We start from the raw sequence: 20,011 nt of genomic DNA on the forward strand, positions 1-20,011 counted from the left end.
GAACGCTGCCTCCGCGCTGCCGTAGCAGAAGCGCGCGCAGGGGTCAGCCCGCCGCCTCCAGCGCCTCAGTTGCCTGCCGCAGCGCGTGGGCCGCGCGGTTGCGGGCCTGCCGGGCGGCGACGCGCAGAAAGGGCGCCTCCGGCGTGCCGGCCGCCTCCGCCAGGCGGCGCAGGGGCTGCAGGCTGGGCCAGGGGTGCTGCTCCAGCGCCGGATCGTGGCGGAAGCGGTCGCCCTGCGTGTAGTCCAGCGGCACCAGGGCGCGGGAGGCGCGCATCAGCGCCGCGTTCAGCGCGGGCAGGGCCTCGGACGGGGCGGCGGCGGCGCGGGCGGCGAGGGCGGCGGCGGCCTGCTCCAGCGCCGCGGCGCGCTCCGCCAACAGAGAAAGGTCCAGCGCGCCGTCCAGCGCGGCGCGCAGCGGCGCCAGCTCCGCGCCCAGGGCACGGGCATGCGCGGCATAGTCCAGCGGCAGCAGCGGGGTGGAGAGCAGGCGCCAGACCACGTGCACGAAGACGCGGGTGTCCCGCACCAGCCGGTCCGGGTCGATCTTGTCCAGCGTGTCGTGTGCCGTGTGCCACCACCAGCCCAGCGGCATGTGCGCCTGCGCGGCCACGCCCTCCGGCCGCGCGTGGCGGCTGAGGCTGTTGAAGATGGCGGGGATGCCGACCCCCCAGAAGCTCTGGTCGCCGTTGCGGCCGGGGCGGGTGGGCACGTAGTCCTGCCCGGCCTGGGCGGCCACGGCATCGGCGGCCAGCCCCCACAGCTCCGCCGCCGCGCCGGAATGCGCCACGTCGTCGGCGTCGCGCCCGCCGGTGGAATCGGTGTTCACATGGGCGACGCAGCGGCGGTCCAGCTCGTCCCAATACTCGTCGGCATACCAGGCGGAGCCGGAATAGCGGCCCTGAGAATGGCCGGACCAGAAGCAGAAGCGCAGCCCGCGCCGCCAGCCCTGGCGCTGCCCGACGCAGAGCCGCGCCACCTCCATCATGGTGGCATTGGCGGCGCCGTTGTCCATGACGCCGAGATGCCAGGTGTCGTGGTGGCCGGAAAACATCACGAAGGGCGCCTCCGGCCCGGCGCCGGGCGCCTCCAGCTCCGCCACCAGGATCGGCGTGTCCCGCCAGCCCGTGTCCACCTCGGCGAACAGGGTGGCGGAGAGCGCCTCGCCGGCCCGCAGCCGGTCACGCAGCGCGAGGCCCGCCTGCCGCTCCACCGTGACGGCGACGGTGGAGGGAAGCTGCGCCCGCGTGGTGTCGGACGGGCTGCCCCAGACCGGCGAGATGCACATCTCGTGTAGCTGGTCGTCGGGCGAGATATGGAGCTGCGCCAGCGCCCCGGCGTCGCGCGCCCGGGCGGCGCTGGCCGGGTTGGCCATGCCCTCGATCAGCGCGATGCGGCCGCGCAGGTCCTTGCCCACGAAATCCGCCGCCGCGCCGGGGCCGAGGTCCACCAGGTTCGCGGTCACGCCCTCCGGCCCGGAGGACAGGGAAAAGGAATGGGTGATGCAGGGCAGGTCCCGGCCGCTGGCCGAGACGCGCGCGGCGCCGGGCAGGCTGATATAAGCCGGGTGGTGCAGGATGGCGGTGCGGTAGCCGTAGTCGCGCATCCGCGTCTCGATCATGCGCAGGCTTTCCAGCTCCTCCGGCGTGCCGGCCAGCTTCACGCGGGTGGCCAGGGCTTCCAGGTTCCGCATCATCGCCTCGGCGGAAACGGCGGCGGTTAGCGTAGGCAGGACGGTATCGGTCATGGGGCCTCTGTTCCGGAGGCGGCGATCCTGGGCGGGTGCGCGGGGGGCGTCAAGATTCCGAACCGGCGGTTCCTTTTTCGGCCGGCCGCTGTTTACGCATAACTTTTATTATGTAACAATAATGATGGTCACATCTTCCGAGGTTTGTTCCTCGAAGGCGCATCCGTATTGACCGGCCGGTCGGTCAGCAGCAGTTTGTGCTGATGCAAAGCGGCGACGGAGATCGCCTCAGCCGACTGGAGGAGGAGTTCATGGTGGCGTGTAGTGTCTCCCGCCGGCATCTGCTGGCGGGCATGGGGTGCCGTCATACCCGGCCGTCGCGAAAAGTCGCGCCAATTCCGAGAGAATCTGCAGGATACGCTCATTCGGCTTGGTCGCGTCCGACACCGATCCGTTGAGTGCGGCACGCGCCATGAGGAACCTCCAGGGCCGCCGCATATTGTCCGCCCGGGCAGGTGTTCGCAACTCCCGCCGGCCGACCGGCCGTGCGCGCGCGGAAGCGGGCCGCGCCCCATGCGCGGCGGATCGGCAGGACCTCGCAATCAGACCTTGGCGACGTTCCACGGCAAGGTCGCCGGCCCCTTGAGCACGCCCTGGATGTTCTTGCGGTAGGCGGTGCGCTGCACGTACTGGCCCAGCGGCACGATGGGGGCGGTGCGCATCACCACGGCCTGGATGCGGTCGCCGATCGCCACGCGCTCTGTCTCCGACGGGGCGCGCAGCCACTGCTGCACCAGCGCCTCCACCTCCTCGTTCTCGTACCAGCCGAAATAGCCGCGCGCGCCTTGGCCGCGGATCATGAAGTTCACCGGCGGGCTCATGATCGCGGGGCCGTTCACCACGGTGACGAAGGCCGACCAGCCGCCCTGGGCGATCGGGTCCTTCTTCACCCGCCGCTGCACCACGGTCCCCCAGTCCGTGCTGACCACCTCCACGTTCAGCCCGATCTGGCGCATCAAGTCAGCCGCCAGTTCGGCGAAGTCGCCCAGCGGCGGGTTGTCGGTGGGCGCCAGCAGCACCACCGGCTCGCCCTTGTAGCCGGCGGCGGCGATGGCGGCCTTCGCGGCCTTGACATCGCCCGGCATGGTGCCGGGGATCGGCCGCCCCGCCGGCGTGCCGCAAGGAAAGGCCGAATGGCAGATGGTGTAGGAGGATTCGTCCCCCGCCGCCGCAACCTGCAGGAAAGGGTGCTGGTCCACTCCCCGCAGCACGGCGCGGCGGATGGCCTCGTTGTTGAAGGGCGGGTGCAGCACGTTGAAGCGCAGCGCGCCGGCCCAGCCGGTGGGGTCGATCACGTCCAGCGCGATGTCGCTGCGCCGCTGCAGCACGGGCACCAGATCCGCCAGCGGCTTCTCCACCCAGTCCACCTCGCCCTGCTGCAGGGCGGCGACGGCCGTGGCGGAATCCGGGATCACCCGCCACTCGATGCGATCCAGCTTCGCCACCTTGCCGCCGGAGGTCCAATCCGCCGCCTCCTGCCGCGGCACGTAGCCGGCGAACTTCTCATAGACTGAGAGTACGCCGCTGACATACTCGTCCGCCTTGAAGCGGAAGGGGCCGGAGCCGACCATCTCCGGCACCTGCTGCCCCGGGTCGGTCTTCGCCAGCCGCTCTGGCATAATGAAGGGCGGGAAGACGGACATGGCCATCAGGGTCGCCAGCGTCGGCATCGGCTCCCTCAGGTGCGCGACCACCGTGCGGTCGTCCGGCGCCTCCCACCGGTCCAGGAAGGTGCCGATGATCTGCCCGGCGCCCTGGCGGATGCACCAGCGCTGCAGGCTGGCCACGCAGTCTCGCGCCAGCACGGGCGCGCCGTCATGGAAGCGCAGTCCGTCCCGCAGCCGGATGGTCCAGCGGCGGCCGTCGTCGGAGATCGTGTGGCCCTCAGCCATCTGCGGCAGCACGTTGCCCCAGGCGTCGGCGCCGTAGAGCGCGTCGAACACCGCGTAGCCGTGGCACAGCGTGACATAGGCGGTGGACCAGATCGGGTCGAGCTGCGTCAGGTTGGCGGAAGGCACGTAGCGCAGCACGCGGCTGCCGGCGCCCTGCGCGACGGCGAGGCGCGGCAGGGCGCCCAGGGCGGCGGTCGCGGCGAGACGGGGAATGAAGCCGAGTTCCTCGCAGGCCGTGAGGAACTTCGCCCGCAGCGCCGGCTTGCCGCGATCGGGCGGGATCAGCCACTCGGCCTCCGCCAGGTGCTGCAGGGTGAGGCTCTGGACGGAGGCCAGCGGGTGGTCCGCCGGGGTGATCAGCACGTAGCGCTCCCGCGCGAAGAGCAGCGACCCCAGGTCCGGCGGGACGACCGGCGCCGTCTGGATGCACAGGTCCAGGCGCCCGTGCCGCAGGGCTTCCAGCTGCTGGTCCTCGTGCATCACCTCGAAGCTGACCTGGATGGCGGGGAAGGCCTCGCGCAGCTTGCGGATGGCCCGCGGCAGCACGCCGTTATACATGGCGCCGGGCATGTGCCCCATGATCACCAGCCCGCCCTCGCCGCTGGAGCGGCGCTGCAGGCCACGCGCCAGCTTCTCATTGCTGCGCAGCAGGTCCCGGGCGTTCTCCAGCAATTCCTGCCCGGCGATGTTGAGGCGGATGCCCCGTCCGACGCGGTCGAACAGCGGAAAGCCGATCTCGTCCTCGAGCTGCCGTATGGTCCGGCTCAGAGGAGAGGCCGAGATGTTCAGCAGCACCGCCGCGCGGGCAATGCTCTGCTGCTCCGCGACCACCACAAAATAACGCAGGCTCCGCAGATCCAGCATTGCCCTTCCCTTCTACCACCACGGCGGCTCGCGCGTCGAGTTCGGCCGAAGGTGGCACACAGCTGTGGCAGGACCGGCGCGGCGCGTTCATGGGCGGCGCGAGCCGCGCCGGCCGCAGGTTCCGTGAAGCCGGCGACGCCGCCACCCGGGATGGCAGGCAGCGGCGCCATCCAGGCGCAGGCACGGAACTTGCTGCCCTCCAGTCCGATTCAGCAGAGCAGGCGCGGGCCGGAACCGGACCCGCGCCGTGCGCCGGCAGGGAGCAGGTGGCCATGATGAACCTCTTCACGATCCCCAACATGGTGGGGGGCCACCTGGTCGGCTGGCGCCACCCCGACGCCTGGCCCGAGCCGGTGATGAACCTGGCCTACAACATCGAGACGGCCCGCATCGCCGAGCGCGGCAAGCTGGACGGCCTGTTCCTGGCCGACGGCAACGCCGTGCGGGACATGGACAAGCCCGCCCTCTTCGCCGCCAACTATCCCAGCTCGCGGCCCGGCGTCTTCGATCCCGTGGTGCTGCTGACGGCGCTGGCCGGCGTCACCAGCCGCATCGGCCTGGTCTCCACCGCCACCACCACCTTCGACCAGCCCTATTTCGTCGCCCGCCGCTTCGCCTCGCTGGACCATGTCAGCGGCGGCCGCGCCGGCTGGAACATGGTCACCAACTCCTTCGCCGGCGACGCCTTGAACTTCAACCACGCCGAGCCCGTGGGGCGCGAGGACCGCTATGCCCGCGCCGAGGAATTCGTCGGTGTGGTGAAGGGGTTGTGGGACAGCTGGGCGGAGGACGCCTTTGTGCAGGACAAGGCCAGCGGCCGGTTCCTGGACCCGGCGCGCGTGCACGTGCTGAACCACCAGGGCGCGCATTTCCGCGTGCAGGGACCGCTGAACGTGCCGCGCACGCCGCAGGGCCGGCCGGTGGTCTTCATGGCCGGCCAGTCCGAGCCGGGCAAGGAGCTGGCGGCGCGGGAGGCGGACGCGATGTTCGGCGCCGGCAGCACGCGCGAGCAGTTCCAGCGTGACTACGCCGACATCAAGGGCCGCATGGCGAAATACGGCCGCGCGCCGGAGGAGCTGCGCTTCATCCCCGGCGTCAGCGTCTTTGTCGGCCGCACGGCGGCGGAGGCGGACGAGCTGTACGAGGAGCTGGCGGCGCTGATCACGCCCGCGCTCGGCGTGCACTACCTGTCCAAGATCGTCACCCGGGACCTCAGCGGCTATCCGGTGGACGGGCCGCTGCCGGAAGTGGCGGCCGAGGTGATCGGCGGCAGCAGCACGCGCACGCTGGCCATCGAGATGGCGCGCCAGGAGAACCTGACGATCCGCCAGCTCTACGAGCGCATGGTGCCGGCCTTCGGCAGCCCGGTGATCAAGGGCGACCCGGTGCAGGTGGCGGACATCATGGAGGACTGGTACCGCGGCCAGGCCTGCGACGGCTTCATGGTCTCGATCCCGGTGATGCCGCGCGGGCTCACGGACTTCGTCGACCTGGTGGTGCCGGAGCTGCAGCGGCGCGGCCTGTTCCGCCGGGACTACCAGGGCACCACGCTGCGCGAGCACATGGGGCTGGCGCGGCCGCGGAACCGCTTCTTCCCCACCGGCGCCTCCCTGGCGGCGGATTGAGCGCCCAGGAGGACCCCACGGGGAGGAAGGCTTAGGCCGCCTCCCCCAGCGCGGGCGGGATGGCGGCCAGGGTTTCCAGCGGCAGGTGGCAGGCGATGCGGTGCCCCGGCGCGGGCTGCCGCACCGGCGGCGGCACGGTGTCGCAGACCCCGCCGATGCGGCGCGGGCAGCGCGGCGCGAAGCGGCAGCCCGCGCCGTCCGGCACGGCCGAGGCATCGCCGGTCAGCCGCACCCGCCGGGCCGCGCGCCCGCCCGAGCCCACCAGCGGCACGGCGGAGAGCAGCGCCTCGGTATAGGGGTGGTAGGCCGGCGACAGCACCTGCTCCGCCGTGCCGATCTCCACGATGGCGCCGCGGTACATCACCGCGATGCGGTCGGCCAAATGCGCGATGACGCCGATGTCGTGCGAGATGAACAGGTAGGCCAGGCCCAGCTCGTCCCGCAGGTCCGACAGCAGGTTCAGCACCGCCGCCTGCACCGACACATCCAGCGCCGAGACCGCCTCGTCGCAGACGACGAAGTCCGGCCGGCTGGCCAGCGCGCGGGCGATGCCGATGCGCTGCTTCTCGCCGCCCGACATCTGGTGCGGGTAGCGCGCGCGGTAGCTGGAGGGCAGCCGCACCAGCTCCAGCAACCGGTCCACCTCCCGGTCCGCCGCCGCCCCGCGCGCCAGCCCGAAGCGGACCAGCGGCCAGCGCAGCGCCTGTTCCACCGTCTGGCGCGGGTTCAGCGAGGAGTTCGGGTTCTGGAACACGATCTGCGCGCGCCGGCGGAACTCCACCGCCGGGCGGTCGGTCACCGGCTGGCCGTCGAAGCGCAGCCGGCCCGCGTCGGCGCCCAGCAGCCGCAGCACCATGCGGCCCAGCGTGGACTTGCCGCAGCCGGATTCGCCCACCAGCCCCAGCACCTCCCCCCGCGCGACGTGGAAGGAGACGTCGTCCACCGCGCGCAGCTCCGCCGGGCGCCGCAGCGCCAGCCTGCCGCCGCGCAGCGCCAGGCCGGGCCGGCCCAGGCGGAAGGTCTTGGTCAGCTCCGTCGCGATCAGCAGCGGCGCGTCGGAAGGCCGGCGCGGCGGCGGCGGCGGCGCCCCGGTCACCCCGGGCAGCGGCGCCAGGCCGACGGCCTCGGCCCGGTGGCAGCGCACCAGCCGGCCGTCCTGCGGCGCCAGGGCCTGCGGCGCGGCGCAGGACGGCAGGGCGAAGGCGCAGCGCGGGCGGAAGTTGCAGCCGGGATCGGGCCGGGTCAGGTCCGGCAGCCCGCCCGGGATGGGCGCCAGCCGCCCCATGCGGCCGCGGTCCGCGCGCGGCACCGCCGCCAGCAGCCCGCGCGTGTAGGGGTGGCGCGGCGCGGCCAGCAGCGTGGCCGCCGCGCCCTGCTCCACCACCCGCCCGGCATAGAGCACGGTCAGGTCGTCGCACAGCCGGTCCACGATGCCCAGGTTGTGGCTGACCAGCAGCATGCCCACGCCGCGTTCGCGACGGAGCCGGTCCAGCAGGTCCAGGATCTGCGCCTCCACCGTCACGTCCAGCGCGGTGGTGGGCTCGTCCAGCAGCAGCAGCTCCGGCTCGCAGGCCAGGGCCGTGGCGATCACCGCGCGCTGCTTCATGCCGCCCGAGAGCTGGTGCGGGTAGGCGCGGACCACGGATTCCGCGCGGGCGATGCCCACCTCCGTCAGCAGCGCGGCGGCCCGGTCCAGCGCGTCCTGGCGCGACATGCGCAGGTGGCGCACCAGCGGTTCCGCCACCTGCGCGCCGATCGTCATGGCGGGGTTGAGCGCGGAGCCCGGGTCCTGGAACACCATGCCGATGCGCCGGCCGCGCAGCGCCGCCGCCTGTTGCCGCAGGTCCAGCCCGTCGAACTGCATGGACGCCGCGTCCAGGACGGCGCCGGTGCCGGGCAGGCCCAGCAGCGCCATGACCAGGGAGGACTTGCCCGAGCCGCTCTCCCCCACCAGCCCCATGACGCGGCCGCGCGAGAGGGACAGGGAGACGCCCTCCAGCGCCCGGACTGCGCCGCGCGGGCCGGGGTAGCGCAGGGACAGGTCGCGCACGTCCAGCAGGGGCTGCTCAGCCATGGCCGCGGCCCCGCATGCGGGGGTCCAGCAGGTCGCGCAGCCCCTCCCCCACCATGTTCACCGCCACCAGCAGGGCGCAGAGGCAGAGGCCCGGCATCAGGCCGATCCAGGGCGCTTCCTCGATGAAGGGGCGGCTTTCCGCGATCATCAGGCCCCACTCGCTGGCGGGCGGTTGCGGGCCGAGGCCCAGGAAAGACAGCGCGGAGCCCAGAAGGATCGCGAAGGTGATGCGCAAGGCGGTTTCCACGATGATGGGCGACCAGGCGTTGGGCAGGATCTCCGACCACAGGATGCGGACCATGCCGTCCGCCCGCGCCCGCGCCGCGTCGACGAAGTCCTCCGCCAGCAGGCCCAGCGCCACGGCGCGGGACAGGCGCGTCATGATCGGCACGTAGACCAGCCCGACGGCGGCCACCGTCTTGCCCAGGCCGGGGTCGGTGGTGGCCAGGATCAGCAGCCCCAGCAGCACCGGCGGGATGGAGATCAGCAGGTCCACGCCGCGCATCACCGCCTCCTCCACCCATCCCCGGTGGAAGGCGGCGAGCATGCCGAGCGGCACGCCCACCAGCAGGCTGAGCCCGGTGGCGCCGAAGCCCATCAGCAGCGAGTAATGCGCCCCCGCCAGCACGCGGGAGAAGACGTCGCGGCCGAACTCGTCCGTGCCGAACCAGTGCGCGGCGGAGGGCGGCCGCAGCCGGTCCAGCACCGCGAACTCCTCCGGCGGGTAGGGCGCGATCCAGGGGCCGAGGATGGCCAGCAGCGCGATGACGCCGACAACGGCGCCGCCCACCACCAGGCTGGCCGGCCAGCGCCGCCCCGGGCGCGCGAGGGCCACGCCGCTCATGCCGCGCCGCCGTAGCGGATGCGCGGGTTCAGCAGCGCGTAGAGCAGGTCCGCCACCAGGTTCGCCAGCGCGTAGGCGGCGGTGACCACGATCATGCCGCCCATCATCAGCGGCAGGTCCTGGTTCTCGATGGCGTAGATCAGCAGCCGCCCCAGGCCGGGATAGGAGAACACCGTCTCCGCCACCACGATGCCGCCGATCAGCAGGCCGACATCGATGGCCAGCACCGTGATGGCCGGCAGCAGCGCGTTGGGCAGCGCGTGGCGCCACAGCACCACGCGTTCCGGCATGCCCTTGGCGCGGGCGGCGAGCACGTAGTGGCTGTCCAGCGCCTCCAGCATCGAGGAGCGCACCATGCGCGAGACATGCGCGGTCAGCCCCAGCGCCAGGGTGGCCACCGGCAGCACCAGGTGGCTGGCCCAGCGCAGCACGCCGCCCTCGCCCATCGGCGTGTAGCCGGTGGCCGGCAGCCAGCCCAGCCAGGAGGCGAAGAGCAGGATGGCGAGGATGCACCAGAAGAATTCGGGAATGGCGATGAACACGTACTGCGCGATCGTCAGCACCTGGTCCTCCACCGAGCCGCGCTTCACCGCCGAATGGATGCCCAGCGCCATGCCGAGCAGCGCCACCAGCACGATGCTGATGCCGGCCAGGATGGCGGAGCGGCCCAGCGCTTCCAGGATCAGCGGCCCGGCCGGGCGGTCCATGGTCAGGGACAGGCCGAAATCGCCGCGCAGCAGGGCGCTGAACCAGCGCCAGTACTGCAGCCAGAGCGGGTCGTTGAGGCCGAGCCGCCGTTCCAGCGTGGCGATGGCGTCCGCCGTCGCGAACTCGCCCAGGATCATGTGCGCCACGCTGCCGGGCAGCAGGTGCACGATGCCGAAGACCAGCACCGTCATCGCCCAGACGATGGCGACGACGGAGAGCAGGCGGCGCCCGACGAAGCCGGCCACGCGCGGCTCAGGCGGCCATGGTGGTGTCGCGCAGGTCGAACCAGCGCAGCGGGTGGGTGGCGACGCCCTTGACGTTGCCGCGGTAGCCGCAGGCGAAGTTCATGGTGTAGGAGAAGTAGCTGACCGGGTTGTCCGCCAGCACGGCCTGCATCTCCAGGTAATGCTTCTTCTGCTGCTCCGGGTCGCCGGTCAGCCGCGCGGCTTCCAGCGCCTTGTCCATGCGCGGGTCGTTGTAGTGCCAGAGCCGCTCGTTCCAGCTGCCCTTGGAATGCAGGAAGGGATAGGTCGCGGTATCCACCGTCGGCCGCGCGAAATAGCCGTCGATGAACAGCGGCGCCTTGCCCGACACTTCCGCCGAGTAGCGGGCATAGGGCACGCGCTGCACCTCCAGCTCGAACCCCGCCGGGCGCAGCAGCTGCTGCAGCGTGACGCCGAGCCGGTCGCGCAGCGGGCGGCCCACCGGCACGATGATGGGCAGCTTGATGCCGCGCGGGTAGCCGGCCTGCGCCAGCAGCGCCTTCGCCCCCGCCACGTCCGCCTTGGACTGGAAGGGAACCTCCTTGTTGAAGAACGGGTGGTTGGGCGGGATCGGGCTGTGCGTCGGCGCGCCTTCCCCGAACAGCACGAGCTGCACCACGTCCTGCTTCGGCGCCGCCATGTGGAAGGCGCGGCGCACGCGGGCGTCGTCGAAGGGCTTTATGGCGTTGTTCAGGATCGCCGCGTCCCAGGTGGCGGTGGGGATGCTCTCCACCCGCACGGCGGCGACCTCCTTCAACGCGCGGATGTTCTCCGGCCCCAGGTCCCAGACCACGTCGATGTCGCCGGCCTGCAGCGCCGCCACGCGCACCGCCATCTCCGGCATGATGCGGATCTCGACGCCCTCCAGCTTCGGCCTGCCGGGCTCGAAGTAGTTCGGGTTCTTCACCAGCACCAGGCGGTCGCCCGGCGTGTAGCTGCGGAACATGAAGGGGCCGGTGCCGACGGGCTGCGTCGCCAGCGCGTCGAACCCGTCATGCGGCACGATCTTGGCCTGCCGGTCCGCCAGGATGTCGGCGAAGCCGCCATAGGGGTAGGAGAGCCTGAAGACGACGGTATGCGCGTCCGGCGCCTCCATGCCCTCGATCATCTCGTAGTTGCTGCGGGCCGCGCAGCCCGTCTCGGGGTCAAGGATGCGGCGGTAGGTCGCGACCACGTCCTGCGACGTCATCTCGCGCCCGTTGTGGAACTTCACGCCCTGCCGCAGCCTGAAGGTCCAGTTCCGCAGGTCTTCCGAATAGGTCCAGGATTCCGCCAGGTCCGGCTCGATCGTCTGGTCCTCGCGGATGCGCGTCAGGCCGCTGAAGACCAGCACGTCGTAGATGTATTCCTCGCCCGTGGTGGTCTTGGTGACGTCCAGCGTGCGCAGGCTGCCGCCGACCGCGATGCGCAGCACGCCGGCGCCCTGCGCCGCCGCCGGGCGCGCCAGGCTGGCGGCGGCGACCACGGCGGGAAGGGCCAGGATGCTGCGTCGCTGAAGGGACATCACGATCTCCGCGTGCGGGTTGCTGCCGGGCAGGCCGGGCCGGTGCGGCAGTCAAGCCTCGCACCGCCGGATCTGTCGAGCGCAAAGCGGCGCGCACGTGGTCAGAATTTCAGCATACGGCCGGCGCATTCCCAATGATGCACAAATTCCGTTCCAAATGGCCCGCATCATGGCCATTTCATTAGCATATCCGGCCACCGCCGCGCGGGCCGAACGGGTTCCGGCAGGCGCGCGGCACGGTACGCTTCTTGCGTCCTGCGCCGGACGCCGCCGTTCGGATTGGAGAAGCGCTTGGCCCGTTCCCGGAAGATGCACCTCGCCGCCTATCTGAAGACGGCGCCCACGGCCAGCTACGCGGCCGGCTGGCGCCATCCGGCCGCGACGCTGAACGATATCTGGACGCCGCAGCGCTACGAGCATATCGCCCGCGTGCTGGAGGACGCGCGCTTCGACGTCGCCTTCTTCGCCGACGGGCTCGGCGTGCCGGACATCTACCGCGGCAGCTTCGCCGACTATCTCGGCCGCGGCGGGCAGACCAGCCTGCTGGACCCGATGGTGGTGCTGCCGCTGATGGCGCGCGTCACGTCGCGTCTTGGCCTGGCGCCGACCATGTCCACCACCTTCAACGGCCCCTACCAGCTCGCGCGCAGCCTGGGCTCGCTCGACCTGCTGAGCGGCGGCCGCGCCGCGTGGAACGTGGTGACCTCGGCCACCGAGTTCGAGGCGCGGAACTGTGGCATGGAAGGCCTGCCGCCCAAGGACCAGCGCTACGACCGCGCCGACGAGGTGCTGGAAGCCTGCTTCGCGCTGTGGAGCGGATGGGACGCCGACGCGGTGGTGCTGGACCGCGAGGGCGGGCAGTTCATCGACACCAGCAAGGTCCGCTACGCCGATTACCAGGGGCGCTATGTCAGCGTGCGCGGCCCGCTCTCCATCCCGCGCAGCGCGCAGGACCGGCCGGTGGTGATGCAGGCCGGCTCCTCGCCACGCGGCCGCGCCTTCGCCGCGCGCTGGGCCGAGATCATCTTCTGCTCCCACGCCACCCGGGAGGACGCGCAGCGCTACTACGCCGACATGCACGCGCGCATCGAGGAAGCCGGGCGCGTGGCGGAGGATTGCAAGATCCTGCCCTCCTTCTCCGTCGTGCTGGGGGAGACGGATTCGATCGCCCGGGAACGCGCCGCCTATCTCGACACGCTCGTGGACCCCGAGCTGGTGATGGCCTCCAGCTCCGAGCTGCTGGGCGTCGACCTCAGCACGATCGAGACCGAGGAGCAGGCCGAGGCGGCGGCCGGCACCCAGGGCATCGCCGGCTCACGCCAGCGCATGGGGCAGGTGGCGCGGGCGCAGGGCATCAGCTTCGCGCAGGCCGTGCGCAAGCCGCGCGGGCTGATCGCCGGCACGCCGAAGATGATCGCCGACATCATGGAGGACTGGTTCACCTCCGGCGCCTGCGACGGCTTCGTGCTGCCGCCGACCGTGTTCCCCACCACGCTGGAGGAGTTCGGCCGCATGGTAGTGCCGGAGCTGCAGCGCCGCGGCCTGCTGCGCCGCGAGTATGCCGGCACGACGCTGCGCGAGAACCTGAGGAACCCGGGCTGACGGCGGGCGGCGCGGGGTGCCGCGCCGGGCCGCCGGCCGCTGCACGCGGACCGGCGGACCCTGGCGGCGGGCGAGATGCCGGGGGCGGACCCGGTCCCGACGGTGCGGTCACCGGCCGCCCGGGCGGCCCCGGCTCAGCCGCAATGCGCCACCCCGCCGCGCTCCAGCACCCGCGCCACGCGCAGCGCCAGGTCCTCCCGCCAGGGCGCGGCTATGACCTGCACGCCGATCGGCAGCCCCGCATCGGGCCAGAGCGGCACCGCGACCACGGGCAGGCCGATGAACGAGATGGGCTGGGTATAGAGGCCGAGATTGGGCCGCAGCGGCACGGTGGCGCCGTCCAGCTCCAGCGTCTTCTGCCCCAACAGCGGCGCGCGTACCGGCGTCGCGGGGGCCAGCACCACGTCCACGTCCCGGAACAGCGCCGCCACCCGCGCCTGATACCAGCGGCGGAAGCGCTGCGCCCACGCCACCCAGGCCGCCGGGATGGCCAGGCCCGCGATCAGCCGGTCCCGCACCTCCGGGTCGAACCCGGCGGCGCGGTCGCGCAGGCGGGCGGCGTGCAGGGCGGCGCCCTCGGCCGCCGTGATGACGTAGGCGGCGGCGCGGGCCCGGTGCGCCTCGGGGAACTCCACCACGGTTGTGGCGCCCAGCGCGCGCGCGGCCGCGGCGACCGCCGCGAAGGCCTCCGGGTGGCCGCCCCGGGCGAAATAGCCGCCGGCCACCGCGATGCGCAGCCCGGCGATGCCCCGCTCCAGCTCCGGCAGCACGGGCTCGACCGGGCGCGCGGCCTGCATCGGGTCCTCGGGGTCCGCGCCCTGCAGGGCGTCATGCACCCGCGCCAGGTCCGTCACGTTGCGCGCCAGCGGCCCGAGATGGTCGAAGGAGGAGACGAAGGGAAAGGTACCCGCGCGGCTCAGGCGCCCATAGGTCGGCTTCAGCCCGAACAGCCCGCAGAGCGAGGCCGGCACGCGGATGGAGCCGTTGGTGTCCGAGCCCAGCGCCACCGGCACCATCCCCGCCGCGACCGCCGCCGCCGAGCCGCCGGAGGAACCGCCGGTCATGCGCTCCGGGTCGCGCGGGTTGCGGGAAGCGCCGTCATGCGCGTTCTCGCCGGTGAAGTCGTAGGCGTACTCGCCCATGTTCAGCGCGCCCAGCAGCACGCCGCCGGCCTGCTCCATGCGGCGGACCAGGAAGGCATCGCGCGCGGCGGGCGGGCGGTCCCGGTTGATGCGCGACCCGGCCAGGGTGGGCAGCCCCGCCACGTCGAACAGGTTCTTCACCGCGAAGGGCATGCCGGCCAGCGGCGCGGGGGCGGCGGCGTCCAGCCGGTCCGCCGTGGCACGGGCGCGCTCCGCCGTGACGGCGGTAAAGGCGTTGATCAGCCCGTCGTGTTCCGCGATGCGGGCCAGCGCGGCCTCCACGCCGTCGCGGGCGGTGCCCTGGGCGATGGCGGTGCTCATGCGCGGAAGACCGGGGCGAATTCCGCCTCGTCCTCCAGCGGGAACTCCGCCACCAGCCGCGCGGCGGCGGCGACCGTGGCGAAGCTGGCGGCCGCCACCTCCCGCCATTCCGGCTGCAACGGGATCTCGAACAGCGCGGCCGCCGTGTCGATGGCGTCGCGGGGGTCGGGCGTGTCGCTCATGGTGCTCTCCGGCGTTCAGACGGGCGGGTGCGGGATGGCGGCGAGCAGTTCCCGCGTGTAGTCGGCGCGCGGGGCTTCCAGCACCTGCTCCACCGGGCCTTCCTCCACCACGCGGCCCTGGCGCATGACGATGACGCGGTCGCAGAGCAGGCGCACCACGTGCAGGTCGTGGCTGACGAAGAGGTAGCTCATGCCCAGCCGCAGCTTCAGGTCCTGCAACAGGTTCAGCACCACGGCCTGCACGGAGACGTCCAGCGCCGCCGTGGGCTCGTCCAGGATCACCAGCTCCGGGTCCAGGGCGATGGCGCGGGCGATGCCGACGCGCGCCTTCTGCCCGCCCGAGAGCTGGTGCGGGAAGCGGTCCAGCAGCGGGCGCGGCAGGCCGACCAGCCCGGCCAGTTCCTCGACGCGGGCGCGCAGCGCGGCACCGCGCGCCGTGCCCATGCGCAGGATGGGGTCGGCGATGGCGCGGGCGGCGGTCAGGCGCGGGTTCAGGCTGTCGGTGGGGTCCTGGAACACCATCTGGATGCGGCTGCGCAGCGGGGAGGAAGCGAAGCCGCGCGCCGGGATGCCCGAGATCTCCTGCCCCTTCAGGCGGATGCTGCCGGCGGTCGGGTCCAGCAGCCGCATCACCATCATCGAGGTGGTGGACTTGCCGCAGCCGGATTCCCCCACCAGCCCCAGGCTTTCCCCCCGCCGCACCGTGAAGCTCAGCCCGTCCACGGCGCGGAAGGGCGCCGGCGCCGCGCGGCCCGCGAGCCGCCCCAGCAGCCCGCCGCCGCGCGAATATTCCTTCACCAGGCCCGCGACCTCCAGCAGCGCCTCTCCCTGGCGCGGGTCGGGCGGCGGGTCGGCCGGGCGCGGCGCCTCCTGCGGCAGCAGGTCGCGCAGGCCGGCGCCGGGGCGGGGCGTCGCGCGCATCAGCCGGCGGGTATAGGGGTGGGCGGGGGCGCGGAAGATGGCGGCGGCTTCCGCCTGCTCCACCACCACGCCCTTCTCCATCACCGCCACGCGGTCGCAGTAGGCGGCGGCGAGGCCGAGGTCGTGGGTGATCAGCAGCGTGGACATGCCGCGCTCCCGCGTCAGCTCCGTCACCAGCTCCATCACCACCTTCTGGGTGGTGACGTCGAGGCCCGTGGTCGGCTCGTCCGCGATCAGCAGGCGCGGGCGGCAGGCGAGCGCCAGCGCGATCACCACGCGCTGGCACATGCCGCCCGAGAGCTCGAAGGGATAGGCGTCGTAGCGCTCCTCCGGCCGCGCGATGCGGACCTGCGTCAGGGCCTCGATCGCCTTGGCGCGGGCATTGGCGCGCGTCGCCTGGCCGTGCTGCAGCAGCACGTCCGCGATCTGCCGCCCCACGCTGCGGATGGGGTTCAGCGCCGCGCGCGGGTTCTGGAAGATCATGGAGATCTCCCGCCCGCGCAGGTCCTGCATCTCGCGTTCCGGCAGCTCGCGCAGGGCGATGCCGGAGAAGCTGACCGCGCCTTCCGCGATACGCCCCGCGCGGTCCAGGATGCGCATGACGGCGTAGGAGGTAACCGACTTGCCAGAGCCGGATTCCCCCACCACGCCCAGCGTCTCCCCCTTGCCGATGGACAGGTTGACACGCTTCACCGCCTGCACGGTGCCGCGGCGCGTGGCGAATTCCACCGTCAGGTCGCGCACGTCGAGCAGCGGCATCTCCATGGCTCAGGTCCTCCGCTGCGGGTCGACGATGTCGCGCAACCCGTCGCCCAGCAGGTTGAAGCAGAACACGGCCAGCATCAGCGCCAGCCCCGGGAACAGCGCCACCCACCATTCGCCGGACACGATGAAGGAGGCGCCCTCCGCCACCATGATCCCCCATTCCGGCGTCGGCGGCTTGACGCCCAGGCCGATGAAGGACAGGCCCGCCGCGTTCAGGATGGCGTAGCCCATGGTCAGCGACATCTGCACCGCCATGATCGGCAGGATGTTGGGCAGGATGGTGCCGAGCAGCACGCGCATCTCGCCATTGCCGGTCAGCCGCGCAGCCTGCACGTAACCGGCGTCGCGCCGCACCGCCGCTTCCGCCCGGGCGATGCGGGCGTAGAGCGGGAAGTTCACGATGGCGGTCGCGATGACGATGTTGGTGACGGTGTTGCCCAGCGCGGCCACGATGCCCATGGCCAGCACGAAGAGCGGGAAGGCCATGATGGTGTCCGCCAGCCGGCCGACGATGCGGTCCGTCCAGCCGCCGAAATACCCGGCGGCCACCCCGGCGAGCCCGCCGAGCACGAAGACCAGCGCGACGGAGGAGATGGCGATGCCCATGTCCAGCCGCGTCGCCACCACGATGCGGGAGAGGATGTCGCGCCCCAGGTGGTCCGTGCCCAGCCAGTGCGCGGCGGAAGGCGGCTGCAGCGCCGCCATGGTGTCGCTGGCCAGCGGGTCGTAGGGCGCGAGCCACGGCCCGAAAGCGGCGCAGAGCAGCAGCAGGAAGAACAGCACGAAGCTGGCCGCCGTGACGACGTTGCCGGAGATGACGTAGCGCGCGTGGCGCAGCAGCGCGATGGCGGCGGAGGGGCGTGGTTCCGCCTCTGCCGTCAGGGGAAGCGGGGCGTCCATCCTCAGCCCTCCTTCATGCGCGGGTCGACCAGCCCGTAGAGCAGGTCGATGAACAGGTTCAGCAGGATGTAGAGAATCGCCATGATCAGCACGAAGCCCTGCACCGGCGCGAAGTCGGAGGCGATCAGCGCCTCCACCGCGTAGGAGCCGATGCCGGGCCAGGCGAAGACCTTCTCCACCAGCACGTTGGCGCCGAGCAGGAAGGAGAACACCATGCCGAGCGTGGTCAGCACGGGCAGCATGGCGTTGCGGAAGGCGTAGCGCAGCACCACCGTGCGGCCGTTCAGCCCGCTGGCCCGCGCGGTGCGGACGAAGTCGGCCGACAGCGCGGCGAGCATGGAGGCGCGGGTGATGCGCGCCAGCGGCGCCAGGGCGAAGACCGCCAGAGTGATGGCCGGCAGCAGCAGTTGCGCCAGCGCGGCGCGGAAGGTCTCGCCATCGCCGGCCAGCGCGCTGTCGACCAGGAAGAAGCCGGTGACGCGGGCGGGCTCGCTCATGAAGCTGTCGAGCCGCCCGAGCGGCGCCGGCGACCAGCCCAGCAGGAAGTAGAAGACGTAGACGGCCAGCAGCCCGGTGAAGAAGACGGGCAGCGAGACGCCCGCCGTGGTCACCAGCCGGCAGAGGTGGTCGATCCAGGACCCCTGCCGCAGTGCCGCCAGCACGCCCAGCGGCACGGCGGTGCAGACCGCCAGCAGCAGGCCCAGCAGGGTCAGCTCGATGGAGGCCGGCAGGCGCGCGGCGATGTCGGCCAGGACAGGCTGCCCAGTGGTCAGAGAGACGCCGAGGTCGCCCCGCGCCAGATCTCCCAGGTAGCGCGCGAACTGCGCCAGGAGAGGCTGGTCCAGGCCAAGCTCGGCGCGGATCTGCGCGATGGCCTCGGGCGAGGCCACCGGGCCGGCGAAGTACGCCGCCGGGTCGCCCGGCAGCACGCGGGTGAGCAGGAAGGTCACGACGACCACCCCGGCCAGGCTGGGCAGCGCCGTGCCCAGCCGCGATGCGATGGTGCGCAACATCTCCGTGCCCTCCCCCTCAGCCCTTGGTGAAGGCGCGGAAGTCCGGCTCGCGGCACGGCCAGAACTGGTAGCCGCCGATGCTCTTCTGCATCGCCATGTCGTGCAGCGGCTGCGCCAGCGGCACCACCGGCACCTGGTCCTGCGCCATGGCCACGAAGCCCTTCACCGCCGCGTCATAGGCCGCCTTGTCGCCGGTGAAGCGGGCGCCATCGATCAGCTTGTCCATCTCCTGGTTCTGGTAGGAGGCGACGTTGAAGATCGAGTTGCTGCCGTGGAAGTTCCAGAAGAAGTAGTAGTCCGGCCAGTCCAGCCAGCCGGCGAAGCGGTTGATCACCATGGGCGAGTTCTTCTTCGCCAGCTCGCCGCGGAAGTTGGCACCGGGCACCTTGTTCAGCTCGACATTGATGCCGAGCGGCGCCAGCGCCTCCTTCACCAGCACGGCGATGGGCTCGGCCACCGTGGCCTGCCCGGCGTCGAACAGCACGGAGGTGGTGATGCCGCCCGGCGCCGCCTGCTGCACCAGCTCCTTCGCCTTTTCCAGGTTGGTGTTGTAAGGGAAGGGCTGCGGCCAGGCGGTGGTCGGCCCGCCCTGGGCACCGGCCATGGTCACCCCGCGGCCGAACAGCGCCACCTGCATGATCTTGTCGTACGGCATGGCCCAGGCGACGGCCTGGCGCAGCCGCACATCCGTGAAGGGGCCCGTCGCGCTGTTCATGGCGCAGTACCAGATGCCGTTGGGCACGGGCACGCCCACTACCTTCACCTTGCCGGCGGCAGCGAGGTCGGCGAAGTCCTTTGGCGGCAGCAGAGCGGAGACGTCGGCGTCGCCCCGCTCCAGCAGCGCGCGGCGGGTGGAGGGGGAGGCGATGTCGCGCGTGATGATGCGGCGCAGCTTGGGCCTGCTGTTCCACCATTCCTCGTTGCGGACATAGATGGTCTCGTTGCCCGGCTTCCAGCTTTCCACCTTGAAAGCGCCGGAGCCGGCCACGTTGTTCTTCAGCCATTCCTTGGCCCAGGGGTCGCCGCCGGAATTGGCGATGGCCGTGGTGCTGTCGATCACGTAGGGGATGGTGACGCCGAGGTTCGGCATCAGCAGCTTGTCGCGGCGGATGAAGTCGATGCGGAAGGTCTTGTCGTCCAGCGCGACGAACTGTTCCGGCTTCTCCATGCTGCCGGCGTTCATCTGCGTGGTGGCGAAGCCGCCGATGGAGACGGCGCGGTCCAGCGACCACTTCACGTCCTTGGCCGTCACCGGCCTTCCGGAATGGAACTTGGCTTCGCGCAGCTTGAAGGTCACGCTCATGCCGTCGCTGGCTTCCTGCCAGCCCTCGGCCAGTTCCGGCTCCAGCTCATGGAGCGTGAACGTGTTGCCGCCGCCGTCGGGCAGCGGCACCTTCTTGTAGCTGACCAGCCGGTCGTAGCAGTTCAGCGCCACGCCGTTCACGGGCTGGGAGGCGCCGATGCCCTGCATGTCCATGCTGTTCGGACCGTATTCCTGCACCAGCAGCAGGGTCTCGGCGCGGGCGGCGGACTGCGCCTCGGCCTTGCCGGGCGCAAGGAAGGGTGCGGCCAGCGTGCCGGCGGAAGCGGCGAGAAAGGCGCGGCGGTCCATGGGCGAACTCCGGTGAACGGGTTGGCGGTTCAGGC

14 protein-coding genes are annotated in these 20,011 nt (G+C 72.0%); 2 read left to right on the forward strand and 12 right to left on the reverse strand.

What is annotated here, in order from left to right; translation table 11 throughout:
• Positions 1–43: 43 nt before the first annotated feature.
• Positions 44–1,744 carry a M28 family peptidase gene (locus D9598_RS18940; RefSeq protein WP_198368107.1) on the reverse strand — a complete coding sequence of 567 codons (1,701 nt, stop codon included), beginning with the start codon at positions 1,742–1,744 and terminating at the stop codon, positions 44–46.
• A gap of 542 nt (positions 1,745–2,286) precedes the next feature.
• On the reverse strand, positions 2,287–4,500 hold the full coding sequence (locus D9598_RS18945) for an ABC transporter substrate-binding protein (RefSeq protein WP_198368108.1): 2,214 nt from the start codon (positions 4,498–4,500) through the stop codon (positions 2,287–2,289).
• A 272-nt stretch (positions 4,501–4,772) separates the two neighbouring features.
• Here D9598_RS18945 and D9598_RS18950 point away from each other — a divergent pair, with 272 nt between their 5' ends.
• Entirely contained in the window at positions 4,773–6,125 is a 1,353-nt protein-coding gene (locus D9598_RS18950; protein WP_232477440.1) for an LLM class flavin-dependent oxidoreductase, read from the forward strand.
• 31 nt (positions 6,126–6,156) lie between these two features.
• On the opposite strand, the gene D9598_RS18955 is transcribed toward D9598_RS18950, so the two are convergent.
• Genes D9598_RS18955 through D9598_RS18970 form a run of 4 tightly spaced genes read right to left on the reverse strand, consistent with a single transcriptional unit; the run spans position 6,157 to position 11,518 of the window.
• A complete protein-coding gene (locus D9598_RS18955) occupies positions 6,157–8,199 on the reverse strand; it encodes an ABC transporter ATP-binding protein (RefSeq protein ID WP_198368109.1) in 2,043 nt (680 codons plus the stop codon).
• Entirely contained in the window at positions 8,192–9,043 is an 852-nt protein-coding gene (locus D9598_RS18960; protein WP_198368110.1) for an ABC transporter permease, read from the reverse strand. Before D9598_RS18960 ends, D9598_RS18955 begins: the two co-directional genes overlap by 8 nt.
• Complete coding sequence (locus D9598_RS21665; RefSeq protein ID WP_370592086.1) at positions 9,040–9,996, reverse strand: ABC transporter permease; 957 nt, start codon at positions 9,994–9,996, stop codon at positions 9,040–9,042. The genes D9598_RS18960 and D9598_RS21665 overlap by 4 nt, the downstream gene beginning before the upstream one ends.
• Before the next feature lie 7 nt (positions 9,997–10,003).
• Positions 10,004–11,518, reverse strand: a complete 1,515-nt coding sequence (locus D9598_RS18970) for an ABC transporter substrate-binding protein (protein WP_198368111.1) — start codon at positions 11,516–11,518, stop codon at positions 10,004–10,006.
• 291 nt (positions 11,519–11,809) lie between these two features.
• Here D9598_RS18970 and D9598_RS18975 point away from each other — a divergent pair, with 291 nt between their 5' ends.
• Positions 11,810–13,120 (forward strand): NtaA/DmoA family FMN-dependent monooxygenase, encoded by a 1,311-nt coding sequence (locus D9598_RS18975; protein WP_232477441.1) that lies wholly within the window; start codon positions 11,810–11,812, stop codon positions 13,118–13,120.
• Between the two features lie 134 nt (positions 13,121–13,254).
• Here the strand turns inward: D9598_RS18975 and D9598_RS18980 are convergent, their stop codons facing one another.
• The 6 genes from D9598_RS18980 to D9598_RS19005 are packed head-to-tail and all read right to left on the reverse strand — an operon-like array spanning position 13,255 to position 19,976.
• Entirely contained in the window at positions 13,255–14,583 is a 1,329-nt protein-coding gene (locus D9598_RS18980) for an AtzE family amidohydrolase (RefSeq protein WP_198368112.1), read from the reverse strand.
• Positions 14,580–14,765, reverse strand: a complete 186-nt coding sequence (locus tag D9598_RS18985) for an AtzG-like protein (RefSeq protein WP_198368113.1) — start codon at positions 14,763–14,765, stop codon at positions 14,580–14,582. Before D9598_RS18985 ends, D9598_RS18980 begins: the two co-directional genes overlap by 4 nt.
• Positions 14,766–14,780: 15 nt before the next feature.
• Complete coding sequence (locus D9598_RS18990; RefSeq protein ID WP_198368114.1) at positions 14,781–16,451, reverse strand: ABC transporter ATP-binding protein; 1,671 nt, start codon at positions 16,449–16,451, stop codon at positions 14,781–14,783.
• Between the two features lie 3 nt (positions 16,452–16,454).
• Positions 16,455–17,351: an ABC transporter permease gene (locus D9598_RS18995; RefSeq protein WP_198368115.1), complete on the reverse strand. Its 897-nt coding sequence runs from the start codon at positions 17,349–17,351 to the stop codon at positions 16,455–16,457.
• A 2-nt stretch (positions 17,352–17,353) separates the two neighbouring features.
• The gene (locus D9598_RS19000) at positions 17,354–18,364 is read right to left on the reverse strand and encodes an ABC transporter permease (protein ID WP_198368116.1); all 1,011 of its coding nucleotides are present in this window, start codon (positions 18,362–18,364) and stop codon (positions 17,354–17,356) included.
• A gap of 16 nt (positions 18,365–18,380) precedes the next feature.
• Positions 18,381–19,976 (reverse strand): ABC transporter substrate-binding protein, encoded by a 1,596-nt coding sequence (locus D9598_RS19005; protein WP_198368117.1) that lies wholly within the window; start codon positions 19,974–19,976, stop codon positions 18,381–18,383.
• Positions 19,977–20,011 lie beyond the last annotated feature (35 nt).

It is taken from the genome of Roseomonas sp. KE0001, from assembly GCF_016107285.1.
Classification (GTDB): domain Bacteria; phylum Pseudomonadota; class Alphaproteobacteria; order Acetobacterales; family Acetobacteraceae; genus Pseudoroseomonas.